This is a genomic window from Pseudomonas sp. Pme6b (genome assembly GCF_058129925.1).
Window position 1 is genome coordinate 41,661 of record NZ_JBYJZN010000001.1, and the last position, 11,971, is coordinate 53,631.

The 11,971-nt window shown below is 52.2% G+C and carries 8 protein-coding genes and 3 pseudogenes; 5 read left to right on the forward strand and 6 right to left on the reverse strand.

All coding sequences use genetic code 11. From position 1 onward, the window contains the following. Positions 1-14: 14 nt before the first annotated feature. The 4 genes and pseudogenes from AC4ANE_RS27900 to AC4ANE_RS27915 all read right to left on the reverse strand — a co-directional run. Positions 15-1,619 (reverse strand): annotated as a pseudogene (locus AC4ANE_RS27900) (RHS repeat protein); the annotation flags it as partial. Continuing rightward, the gene (locus tag AC4ANE_RS27905) at positions 1,616-3,109 is read right to left on the reverse strand and encodes an RHS repeat domain-containing protein (protein ID WP_081023342.1); all 1,494 of its coding nucleotides are present in this window, start codon (positions 3,107-3,109) and stop codon (positions 1,616-1,618) included. The gene AC4ANE_RS27905 and the pseudogene AC4ANE_RS27900, both read right to left, overlap by 4 nt. Positions 3,110-3,126: 17 nt before the next feature. Further along, positions 3,127-3,330 (reverse strand): annotated as a pseudogene (locus tag AC4ANE_RS27910) (hypothetical protein); the annotation flags it as partial. After that, positions 3,327-4,844 (reverse strand): DUF6531 domain-containing protein, encoded by a 1,518-nt coding sequence (locus AC4ANE_RS27915; protein WP_460409077.1) that lies wholly within the window; start codon positions 4,842-4,844, stop codon positions 3,327-3,329. The gene AC4ANE_RS27915 and the pseudogene AC4ANE_RS27910, both read right to left, overlap by 4 nt. Before the next feature lie 462 nt (positions 4,845-5,306). Here AC4ANE_RS27915 and AC4ANE_RS27920 point away from each other — a divergent pair, with 462 nt between their 5' ends. From AC4ANE_RS27920 to AC4ANE_RS27940, 5 genes are all read left to right on the forward strand, one after another. Beyond that, entirely contained in the window at positions 5,307-5,882 is a 576-nt protein-coding gene (locus tag AC4ANE_RS27920; RefSeq protein WP_031599078.1) for a recombinase family protein, read from the forward strand. A gap of 4 nt (positions 5,883-5,886) precedes the next feature. Next, positions 5,887-8,940 (forward strand): Tn3 family transposase, encoded by a 3,054-nt coding sequence (locus AC4ANE_RS27925; protein WP_057446565.1) that lies wholly within the window; start codon positions 5,887-5,889, stop codon positions 8,938-8,940. Then, on the forward strand, positions 8,891-9,604 hold the full coding sequence (locus tag AC4ANE_RS27930) for a YecA/YgfB family protein (protein ID WP_002556089.1): 714 nt from the start codon (positions 8,891-8,893) through the stop codon (positions 9,602-9,604). Before AC4ANE_RS27925 ends, AC4ANE_RS27930 begins: the two co-directional genes overlap by 50 nt. A gap of 220 nt (positions 9,605-9,824) precedes the next feature. Next, complete coding sequence (locus AC4ANE_RS27935) at positions 9,825-10,112, forward strand: HU family DNA-binding protein (RefSeq protein WP_004667956.1); 288 nt, start codon at positions 9,825-9,827, stop codon at positions 10,110-10,112. A 144-nt stretch (positions 10,113-10,256) separates the two neighbouring features. After that, a complete protein-coding gene (locus tag AC4ANE_RS27940; RefSeq protein WP_031598793.1) occupies positions 10,257-10,955 on the forward strand; it encodes a GNAT family N-acetyltransferase in 699 nt (232 codons plus the stop codon). A 190-nt stretch (positions 10,956-11,145) separates the two neighbouring features. Here the strand turns inward: AC4ANE_RS27940 and AC4ANE_RS27945 are convergent. Further along, a pseudogene (locus tag AC4ANE_RS27945) lies at positions 11,146-11,325 on the reverse strand (IS91 family transposase); the annotation flags it as partial. Between the two features lie 93 nt (positions 11,326-11,418). Beyond that, positions 11,419-11,943, reverse strand: coding sequence for a T3SS effector HopA1 family protein (locus tag AC4ANE_RS27950; RefSeq protein ID WP_460409031.1), 525 nt, complete (start codon positions 11,941-11,943; stop codon positions 11,419-11,421). Positions 11,944-11,971: the final 28 nt, after the last annotated feature.

An 11,971-nucleotide genomic window follows, 5' to 3' on the forward strand; every position in this document is an offset into this window, starting at 1 on the left:
AAACTGATACTCCCCCTGTTGCCTGTAGCGTCGAAGCTGTATGCCTTTTTGAGGCTATTGGTCTGCTCCTGAGTCAAACGACCCAGTGCATCGTATTCATACTGCACCGCACCCCACAGACTTGTGGCTGTCTCGGCGATGTTGCTGTCAGCGTCATAACGATAAGTGGTCTGCCAGTTACCGACCTGCTGCTGGGTCAGCTGATAATCTTGGTCATAGGTTCTCGATAGCAGGATGCCGTTGCCCCAGGTCAGAGAATTGACTGGACCAAAAGGCAGGTAGGAAATGTTGCTTGCCAGTGTGGCTGTCTTATTGCCAATGGCCAGTTTGACGCCTGTTACCTGTGCCGCGCTATTGCGGGTGTAGGTCAGGTTGATACTTGATGGATAGCCGATTTGCACCAGATTACGGGCGGCGTCATACCCGTAATTCAGCATTTCGTAATAGTCGCCGCTGTTAACGCCCACTGAGCGATACTGCCTGACCAGATTGCCCTTGGCGTCGTAGGTATACGTCAGAACCCCGGCACTGTCCTGTAGGCCGGTGAGGTGGCCAAGTCCGAGATTGCCATCAGCGGTCTGGTCGTAAAGAAACTTGATGTTAAGCGCAGGCGTGGCTGGATAGCTTTTACTGGTCAGACGATTGAGTGCGTCGTAGGCGTACTCCGTCACAACCCCACGTGCATCAGTGCTGCGAATGAGATTGTTGGCCTCGTCGTAGGCGTAAGTGCTGGTGCCGCCATCGGGGCTTTTGCTGCTGATGCGGTTGCCTAAGCTGTCGTAGGTGTACAGCGTCGTCACGCCACGCGGGTCGACTACTTTGGTGACTTTGTCGTCCGAGTTGTAGCCTAAGGCCGTCACTCCCTGCAAAGGATCGACGATCTTGCTGACCCGATTCAGAGCGTCGAACGCCTGATGCGTTTTATGATTACGCGGCGTGGTATCGCTCGACTGATTGTCGTTCAGGTCATAGCCGTAGCGCTGCGTCTGATCACCAGCACCCACAACCCGGATCAGACGACCTAACTCATCGAACACCCGTCGCTGAAGATGGACCACGGCTCCATCGGCGTCCTTGGTCCGCTCCGCCGTCCGGTTACCCATTGGGTCGAGGGTGTAATTGATGCTTTCACCCAGGCGGTTACGCACGCCGATAAGCCGACGTGCATCGTCATAGCTGTACTTGACCCAGTTGCCATCCGCCGTCGTCACTTGCAGCAGATCACCGACTTCATTGTAAGTGTATTGGGTAGTTGATGAATCAACAGTCAGGCTGGCCAGCCAGCCTTGAGGGGTGTAGCTGAGGGTCGTCACCACCCCGTTTGGGTCAGTGACACTTTGCGGATTGCCGTAGCTGTCGAAACTGGCAAGCGTGTAGACCTGACCCAGCGCGTTGGTCACCGTTGTAAGGTTGCCTTGGGCGTCGTATGCATACCGAGTAACATCATCCACGTCAGTACGCGCGCCATCCACACTCGCAACCTGCCCCAAGGCAGTATAGGTCCGGCTGATCGTGCCGGCCTGGGCAGAACATGCCAGCCAGGCGCAGGCAATACCTACTGCAGTTTTACGCAAGAAAGAAACGGTCATGCTCAGATCCTTGAAATAGGGAGTGCTCATCGGGATGTGCTCTGCCGAGTGAGCTCGCGTCCTTGATTGTCATAGCTATACACAGTCACGCGATTGGGTTCAATTACCCTGATTGGCAGAAAACGATCAGGGTCCCATTCCGTTGTAGTGGTGCGTGCCAAGCTAGTACCGCTGGCCTCGGTGCGGCTGATTTCCAGGCCCCTGTCGTTGTACTCATAAGTGGTAATCAAGCCTTTGGCATCGGTTTTGGTCAGTACGAGGCCGCGGTCGTTATAGGTGTAGGAGGAGTTGGTAGCTGGGCAGTCGGGGGTAGGTTCGCCTTTAACTTCGACCAATCGCTTCACGCCGGAAATAATTTCGTACCTATATGTTGTATCTTTACCAAGCTCATTTGTTACGACACTGGATAAGTCAGATGTATAAGATATCTTGACCGCACCCGCATTACCTGCATGCTGACTGGAAATAGCCCTACCTGCCCTGTCATAAGCCCAAGTGGCAAAGCGAACACCTCGCTCATCTGTAATCCCTGTAAGTAGATTACGGCTTAAAGAGTCTTCGTAGTGATACTTTCTGATAGAGACACTACCGTTAGAAGTCAGTTGCCGCTCGGTCAAATTTTGATTATCATCATATACGAAAGTAATATCTTGCGTAGTTGTCTTTACTGATTTAATCCTACGTCGCGCGCCTTCTACCAAGACAACAGACTCGCCATAGTTATTGCTTACAACTATCTCACGCCCTGTACCTCGCTTACTGTAAACCAACTTATATATAATCCCTTGCGGATCATTAACTTGAGTCAGATCACCCGAAGCTGAAAAAAATAATACCTCATGATTTAAGCCGTCATATCGCCACGAATCGTTTTCCTTTTTTAGAATTCCGACATCAGTTTCGGAAATGTAATTTTCAGTACTCGGCGAAAATAGATTTTCTTTACCGTCCGCTCTTACCATAACCGCAGATCGATCCGAAAAGAAAAGGTAGCTAGAAAAATTATGTCTCCAAAGACTGTCCGAGCTATTATAGAAACGCGAAATCCTCATGGTTTTCGATTCAAAGTCAGTTTCATCTTGAATCTTATTTCCATATGTGACATTGATAGGATTCCCTGCTAGAGTTGATGGGCTCGAGCAACTCATAGAGTGATCATCGCGCCCTTTAGCAGACTCCTTTGTACAAGCACTGTACCGTGGATTTGGTCTCTCTCCCTCAGGACAGTTTAGTGTAATCAACACTCCATCGCCAAACGTAGTTGGATAAGAAGAGTTAAAACCACATGCGTAATAGAACTGAGATATATATCGATTATTTTCGGGTTTATAGAACTGTGTCATATGCGGCCACGACTCATATAGTGTTTCGCACATCTGCTCTGGCGTTTCAAAATAAGCGTCAGGAAGGTTGCCGTCCGTCCTCCAAGTTTTATAAACGTCTGCACGAACAGGCGACAAGTATATAGCTTGAGCAATAAAGACAAAAAAAATCTTGAAAAAAATCTTTTTACTTTTCATGAAATGCCTTTTTCAATTTGAGCGTCGTATGCGTAACGAGTGACGTCATCCACATCAGTACGCGCACCAACGATACTTGCGAGCTGCCCAAGGGCTGTATAAGTGCGACTGATGGTGCTTGCTTGCACAGAGAATGCCAGCCAGGTGCAGGCAATTCCCACAGTGGCTTTGCGCAAGAAAGAAACGGTCATGCTCAGACCCTTGAAATAGGGAGTGCTCATCGGGATGTGCTCTGCCGAGTGAGCTCACGTCCTTGATTGTCATAGCTATACACGGTAACTCGATTGGGTTCAATTACCCTGATAGGCAGAAAACGATCAGGGTCCCATTCCGTTGTAGTGGTGCGTGCCAACGTAGTACCACTGGCCTCGGTGCGGCTGATTTCAAAGCCCCTGTCGTTGTACTCATAAGTGGTGATCAAGCCTTTGGCATCGGTTTTAGTTAGTACGAGGCCGCGATCGTTGTAGGTATAGGTGGAGTTGCTGTAGGGGCAATTAGGCGTAGGCTCTCCTTCAATAGATGTAATCTTCTGTATGCCTCCAATAACGTCGTAATGATAAATCGACTTGCGTCCCAAAGAGTTTATAACCGTAGAATAACCTGTTCCGTAGGTAATCTCAGTTTTCTGAGATTCATTTGCATGCTTTGAGGAAACGGCACGACCAAGGCTGTCGTACTCCCAACTGGCATAAACGATTCCTCGTTCATTAAGTATCCCTGTTAGGAACTTATCAGAGCTAGGGCTTTCATACTTATAAGAGCGCACCATCTCGACACTCCCGTTTGACTTAGCTACACGAGATAGCATGCCACTTGAATTATAAGTGTAGTTTACCATGAGGTCTTTGCTTTTCATGCTTAACAACTGGTGCCTAGAGTCTTCCTCTAGTTCAACAATATTTTCATACTCGTCTGATAACTGTATTCTAGTACTCGAACTACCAACTACGTAATTCAGAGTCACATTTCCGCCGTCAGGGTTGGAAATCTTTATTAATTTCCCAATGGCGGAGTAAAAATATGTTGAGCGGTCTACAGAATTATAGATCCATTGGCTATTGACTCCGTCATAGCTCAATTTTCCGATATCTGAAACGGAGGTATAAACGCCTGGCTTTTCTGTATAAGCTGATGCTCCGGAATCTCCTTTTATCACAACCACAGAGCCGCTAGCGAAATCCAGGCGTGAGGAAAAATTATGGACCCAGGCCCCATTCAAGCTATTATAAGTACGAAAAACTTTTATGCTATGGGCCCCGCCAGCTGTAAAGTCAATCTCCTGTTGCATTTTGTTTCCGGAAATAACATTTACTGGGTTACCTACAAAAACATCCGGCGTGCTTGTTGGTACATCACAAGTAGAAATTTCAGTTGCACGCCCAATGGCACCAATTCGCTTACACTGCATGCTAGGAAAGTCTAGAACCTCCGAATCATCACATGTCACTTCCCCATAGTCTACAGATCCAAAATATCCTTGATTCAAATCAGAGCCGCATTGAAAACGCTTAAATTTGAAGTCGGGATCATAAAAACTCTTTTCCGGACGATAATACGAGGAAATCCCCGGAAGCTCGACATAATATATATATTCACAGCCCTGTTCCGGAGTTTGGAATATAACAGGAGGGATGTATCCTTCCCACCAAAATTTATAGGTCCGAGCTTGGGCTGACTCTTCGCCTACCAAAGCTAAAGTTATTAGTGCAGCAAAAAACCTTGTAAAATTATTCAATGTCATAATCCACACGATAGATGAATTGCAAGAGTCCAAAAGTCTTAACCGGTCTAAAAGACAGTAGGCCGCTCTGCGAAATCACGGTTCGACCTGGAAAGTGGCGGCGGCTATCCAGATCGACCACACCGACAAGGCGAACCGGCTGATACGAGAGCAAGGCAAGGTCATGCACAGATCCTTCTGGTAGAGGGTATTCAATAGCTAAAGGGTCATGTCAGCGAGGACTGACTTGCCGGCCGGTTTCCGGGGTCCGGGGAGCAATGGAACAGGGAAGTCAGTTAAGGCCTCCCACCATACAAACAGCCGGCTGCCTCGTTAAATCTTGTCCGTAAGAGGGTCGCTCAACGGACGCTAAGCAATCGATCGTTCAAGACCCGTAAATACGCCACACTAGGCGTCTCATTTAGCTGGTACTAAATTTATTGCGTTGAAGGGGGGCTTTACGTTACATTTTTGGGCATGACTCAGACTCTGATTGGCTATGCTCGTTGTTCGACCGACAAACAGGACCTTACTGCACAGCATGATGCCCTGCTGAAACTCGGTGTGGCACCAGATCGTATTTACACTGATCCTGGTTTTACCGGGACGAACAGAGCGCGCCCTGGCCTTGATCAGGCCCTTGCGGCTGTGCGCAATGGCGATATCCTCGTTGTCTCAAAACTCGATCGGCTCGCCCGCTCTGTTCCCGATGCTCGCACGATCGGCGACAGTCTTGCGGCACGTGGCGTGAAACTACAGCTTGGGTCCAGCATCCATGACCCGACTGATCCCATGGGCAAGCTGTTTTTCAACATCCTCGCTACCTTCGCCGAGTTTGAGGCCGATCTGATCCGACTGCGTACTCGCGAGGGCATGGCCGTCGCACGAGCCAAGGGAAAACTAAGAGGTAAGAAGCCCAAGCTCTCCGATCGTCAGCAAAAGGAGCTACGGCGGATGTACGATACGAGTAAATATTCGATCAGCGACCTGGCTGAACTGTTCTCGATCTCACGACCAACCGTCTATCGTACCCTCGCCCGACAGCCGGTTTGATGTCATGCCCGTTAGCTTCCTGTCCGCCACACAACGGGAACGCTACGCTCGCTATCCAGAGACACTTTCCAGTGAAGAGCTGACGCGCTACTTCCACCTGGACGATGATGACCGCGAGTGGATCGCCACCAAACGTCGTTACAGCAGTCGTCTGGGCTATGCACTACAACTGACAACCGTGCGCTTTCTTGGCACCTTTCTGGAAGACCCAACGGCCGTGCCAGAAGCCGTACTGCGCACCCTCGCAACCCAGCTCAATATTCCTGAATTTGCCGATTGCGTCGCAGCTTATCGCAGAACCAGACAACGCTGGCAGCACACAACAGAAATTCGCGCACGCTATGCCTACAGTGAGTTCACAGACACCGGCAATCAATTTCACCTTGGCCGCTGGCTATGCGCCCTGTGTTGGACAGGCACCGACCGTCCGAGTGTGCTTTTCGAGCATGCCAACAGTTGGTTGATCGGTCACAAGGTACTGCTGCCTGGCGTCACCCTTTTGGAGCGGTTCGTTGCCGAGGTGCGGTCGCGCATGGAGTCGCGCCTTTGGCGGCTGCTGACGCGTGACGTGACAGATGTCCAGCGCCAACGCCTCGACGATTTGCTGGACCCTGTCGAGGGCAGTCGCCAATCCTGGCTTGATCGATTGCGCAAGGGGCCGGTACGCGTGAGTGCCCCTGCACTGGTACAAGCACTGTTGCGCATCGAAACGATACGTGATCTGGGAATCAAACTGCCTAACACCAAGGTGCCGCCCAGTCGCATCGGGGCATTGGCACGCTTTGCCAGCACAGCCAAAGTCTCAGCCGTGGCCAGACTTCCATACGCACGGCGCATGGCTACCCTGGTGTCTTTTGTCCACAGCCTAGAAGCCAGTGCTCATGACGATGCCCTTGATGTGCTCGACCAGTTGTTGCGCGAACTGTTTAGTAAGGCGCAAAAGGAAGATCGCAAGACCAGGCAGCGTACGTTGAAGGACTTGGATCGGGCTGCTTCAACGCTGGCCAGCGCATGTCGAATGCTGCTCGACCCAAGTCTGCCAGACGGCGAATTACGCGAGCGAGTGTATGCCGCTATTGGACAAGACGAACTGAGCCAGGCCCTGAACGATATTGGTACGCTGGTGCGTCCGCCAGACGATGTTTTTTACACCGAACTGGCGGCCAAACAGGCGACTGTGACGCGTTTTTTGCCGACGCTGCTGCGTGTCATCCAGTTCGATGCCAATCCGACAGCACGCCCACTGGTACAGGCACTGCAATGGTTGCATCAGAGGCCAGATCATGATCCAGCCATCACCATTGTGGACAAGGCGTGGCAACGCCATGTCGTGGGAGAGGACGGCAAGATCAATGCTAAAGCCTTTGCCTTCTGTGTCCTCGCCAAGTTGCGTGTAGCGATTCGTCGGCGCGACGTATTTGTCAGCTCCAGCTGGCGATATGCCGACCCGCGCGCGGGCCTATTAGAAGGGACCGAGTGGGAGGCTGCGCGGCCTGTCATTTGTCGCTCACTGGAGCTGAGCGTGCAACCGCAGGCCACCTTAGCCGCGTTGGCGCAGGAACTAGATGAAACCTATCGGCGTGTCGCTGAACGCCTGCCCGACAACGACGCGGTTCGCTTTGAAACGATTGGCGACAAGATAGAGCTCGTGCTTAGCCCTCTGGAAGCACTGGCGGAACCGGCGTCGCTGATTGCTTTGCGTAATGAGATCAAGACCCGCATGCCGCGCGTCGATCTGCCGGAAATCCTACTGGAGATCACCGCCCGCACCGGCTGCATGGAGGCGTTCTCGCATCTGACCGAACGCACAGCACGTGCCACCGATCTAAACACCAGTCTGTGCGCGGTGCTCTTGGCCGAAGCCTGCAACACTGGCCCCGAACCGTTTGTACGCCAGGACACACCAGCACTGCGGCGGGACAGACTGCTGTGGGTTGATCAAAACTACGTGCGTGATGACACCCTGACCGCCTGCAATGCCGTCCTGGTAGCCGCACAAAACCGCATCGCACTGGCCCGCACTTGGGGCGGCGGCGATGTGGCTTCGGCTGATGGCATGCGTTTTGTGGTGCCTGTGCGCACCGTGCATGCCGGACCAAACCCAAAATACTTCAATCGTGGACGCGGCGTGACTTGGTATAATCTGCTGTCCGATCAATACTCGGGGCTGAACGCGATTACCGTCCCCGGCACCTTACGCGACAGCCTGGTGCTACTGGCGGTCGTGCTAGAGCAGCAGACCGAATTGCAGCCCACGCAAATCATGACCGACAATGGAGCCTATAGCGATGTAGTGTTCGGCCTGTTCCGGCTTCTGGGCTATAGGTTTAGCCCACGCTTGGCCGACATCGGTGGCACGCGGTTCTGGCGAGTTGATGCGCAAGCCGACTATGGCGAACTCAATGCACTGGCAAAACAATGTGTCAACCTTGACCGCATTACACCGCATTGGGACGACGTACTGCGTTTGATTGGATCACTCAAACTTGGCTTGGTGCCAGCGATGGGAATCATGCGCACCCTGCAGGTCGATGAGCGACCGACACGATTGGCCCAGGCCATCGCTGAAATTGGTCGCATCGACAAGACCATTCACACACTGAACTTCATTGACGACGAGTCGCGCAGGCGCGCAACGCTGCAGCAACTCAATCTCGGCGAGGGTCGCCATAGTCTGGCTCGCGAGGTCTTCCACGGCAAGCGCGGCGAACTGTTCCAGCGCTACCGCGAGGGGCAGGAGGACCAGTTGAGTGCGCTCGGCCTGGTCGTAAACATGATCGTTTTGTGGAACACCCTGTACATGGACGCGATACTCACGCAGTTACGCCACGAAGGCTATCCGGTGCGCCCCGAAGACGAGGCGCGGCTTTCGCCGTTTGGTCATGAGCATATCAACATGCTTGGGCGCTACTCATTCTCCGTGCCGGAAGCCGTCGCACGCGGAGAACTGCGCCCACTTGGGAAAGCATCAGAATCTGAATTACTCAACTCTATTGGAACAAACACCCATGAGCCATCCACCTTTCCAACAAGCGCTGACCGAGGCCGAACTCGATAGGCTGACTGGTTTTCTTGATGCCATTGGCTCACCGGCCATGAACATTGAAATGCTTGACGGCTATTTTGCGGCACTGATCTGTGGTCCGGAGATGGTGCCTCCCAGCGAGTACCTGCCACAAATCTGGGGCGAGAATTTCAGTTTTGAGAGCAACGCTCAGGCTACCGACATGATGGGGCTCATCATGCGCCACTGGAATACGATTGCATCGGTATTGCTTCACACGCTGGAGGAGCCTGACGTGTATTTGCCAGTGCTGTTGGAGGATGGTGATGGCATTACTTACGGCAACGATTGGGCTCTGGGCTTTATGCGCGGAGTTCAGGCCCGACCTGGAAGTTGGCGTGACCTGATCGACAGCGACGAACATAGCGGGCCGATGCTCCCCATCATGGTCTTGGCCTATGAGAATGACCCCGATCCAGCGCTGCGACCACCGTCGGTTACTAACGAAAAGCGTGAAGAAGTGATTGAGATGATGATCGCCAGTTTGACGATAATCTATCGCTTCTTCGAGCCTCATCGATGGCCGCTGGCACAGACACCACTCGATGTACCACTACGCAGAGAAGGACCGAAAATTGGACGCAACGCCCCCTGTCCGTGCAGCAGTGGACGCAAATTCAAGCATTGCTGCGGATCCAACTCCCCAACGATGCACTGACCATCAGGAAATTGCGCTTAACTGACTTCCCTGTTCCATTGCTCCCCAGACCCCGTCTTGCGCTGCAGTCAGTGAGTGTTCGGGCCGAACTCAAGCCTGGTTCGTGTCTCTACCTTTTGTGATCAATGGGGGCTGCTACTGGAGAGCTGGGCTCTTGCCTGCCCAAAGCTGACGCCTTACTCTGCAATCCAAATGAATTTGATCTGGAAGGAACACCACCATGGCTCTGACGAAAGACCAATTGGTTGCTGGTATTGCAGAAGCTATCGATGCGCCAAAAACCACCGCGCGTAAGGCTCTTGAGCAATTGGGACAGATCGTTGCCGACCAACTGGAAAGCGGTGCAGAAATCACTCTACCGGGCATCGGCAAACTGAAAGTTGCAGAGCGTCCAGCACGCACTGGCCGCAACCCTTCGACTGGTGCCGCTATCGAAATCGCTGCCAAGAAAGCCATCAAGTTCGTCCCGGCCAAAGTGCTGAACGACTCGATCAACAAGGGGTTGTAAGCCGGAACCGCCGAAATTTCCGTCATGGGCGGAAAGCCCGTAATGGTGCGGATTGACGCCAAACATTTGTTTCCCGGCAGTAATGCCGCCAAGCGGAAAACGGCCTTGGATTAGCCCCCTTACACGTTATCCTAAGGTTTCATAATGATTATTACCCGATACGACACACATCCCATTCCGTATGGCGTTGGTGACCAGGTTATCCAGTTGGTCACCGACAACGTTACTGAGCTGAGCTTGAATTCGGTGCCGCCAAGCAATCTCATGTACGAGGTTTTTCGTTGGGCTCTGCCTACAGAGGTGGGCGTATATCTGAGTCGAATTTCAGAAGAGCCAGGCAAACCCGTAGAGCTTTTAGTGGCATTTGATGAGGTAGATACAGAGGTTGTGACCGGTTTTGTTCTGTACTTGCCTGTGGCTACTCATCCCGAGGCTTGCGGAGTCAATTACATGTGTGTGAGGCAGTCTCATCGATGCCGTGGTATAGGTCGTGAATTGATGAGAGCGCTGATCGGGTTGTACCCCCACACTGAGCTGACGTGCACGATCAAAAAAGTGCCATTTTACGAGTCAGCAGGCATGCAAGTTATTGATTCACACAACACCCAGATTGTGATGAATACACGGTCTGAGAGTACGAAAGGGATGATGCAGATACTCAACGTTCAGCCAATTTACGATTCTCCAGAAGCTGGAGCAATCTACGACCGCCTTGTGCAGAAGTGGGGTCTCAAGGAGATGCGCAAAGCAGAGAAGCAACTCGCGCGTCATACCGATCAACTCGAACGACAAGCTCGGGAGTACGTTGAAAGTCGCCTGAAGGACCGTCAGGCGACCGTCTGACTGCAGGTTCATGCATAGGAATTTCAAAATGCCTATGCATCAGGCTGACGCTATGAAGGAGGCGTCATGCCTTCATAGCGATGCCTAGGAAGCCGCTGATGGGTTACTTATGCAGTGAAAATCCCTATCAGTAAGCGTTAATGCAGGTTATTTCACCGCGAAGCCTAGGTGCGGACGCACCTTCCCCCTGTCAGGGCTTCACGTACCTCATCTGCGCGATCGCCTGAGCGGTGAGGACCAGTCCCTGCACCGTCAGCCCGTTGATTGCCGCCGAGTATACCATCCGCGCGCCACACAGCACGCAGCTGAACGGATCGACGTTTAGAAAGGCTTTGGCCATCTGCGCAAAATACAGCTTCGGTGTCGGTCCTGGCGTCGCTATGAAGGCATGACGCCTCCTTCCATAGCGTCAGCTTGATGCATAGGCATTTTGAAATTCCTATGCATGAACAGCCGGCTAATTTTAGTTTTTTCTTAGCGCCGGATTTTCCGGATCATAGCCTCTTGCTTCCAGCGCCCTCTTGAGCCTGACTTCCATCGGGCCCTGGTCGTTCAAAGCGTCCAAGATGACGTGTGACCTAGCCTCTCCATGACTAACCGATTGCCCTGGAACTTTTTCAGCATAGGAAAGACCACGACCTGTCGAATGCATACACAGCGGTGTGTGTTCGACGAATCCCTCCGAGGGGATTCCGCTCATTTTTTTCAGCTTTTCGCCCAGTTTTGCTGATTTTGCAAGATCGCCATTTATGTAAAGAATGGCAGAATCAGTTTGCTTACCGTACTTCGCCGGGCCTACGACTTTACCTTGCGCTATCGCTTTTTCCTTGTCCATCAGACTGGCCATTGCGCGTGTCAACTGTGCTGCATATCTAGGTTCAACACTGATAGTAAGCCGTCCCCAGTTTGGTTCAATTGCGCGCTGTTCCTTAGGGATGCTCCGATCAACTTGCCGCGCAGCGGTGGCAAGCCGTAATTTGCCAGGCACATAGCGCTATTTTTCTGAAAACGGTCTG

Excerpts from the sequence above, each read along its gene's own strand:
- AC4ANE_RS27925 (WP_057446565.1), top strand. The coding sequence starts at position 5,887 with ATGCCCGTTAGCTTCCTGTCCGCCACACAACGGGAACGCTACGCTCGC.
- AC4ANE_RS27905 (WP_081023342.1), bottom strand. The coding sequence starts at position 3,109 with ATGAAAAGTAAAAAGATTTTTTTCAAGATTTTTTTTGTCTTTATTGCT.
- AC4ANE_RS27930 (WP_002556089.1), top strand. The coding sequence starts at position 8,891 with ATGAGCCATCCACCTTTCCAACAAGCGCTGACCGAGGCCGAACTCGAT.
- AC4ANE_RS27935 (WP_004667956.1), top strand. The coding sequence starts at position 9,825 with ATGGCTCTGACGAAAGACCAATTGGTTGCTGGTATTGCAGAAGCTATC.
- AC4ANE_RS27920 (WP_031599078.1), top strand. The coding sequence starts at position 5,307 with ATGACTCAGACTCTGATTGGCTATGCTCGTTGTTCGACCGACAAACAG.
- AC4ANE_RS27940 (WP_031598793.1), top strand. The coding sequence starts at position 10,257 with ATGATTATTACCCGATACGACACACATCCCATTCCGTATGGCGTTGGT.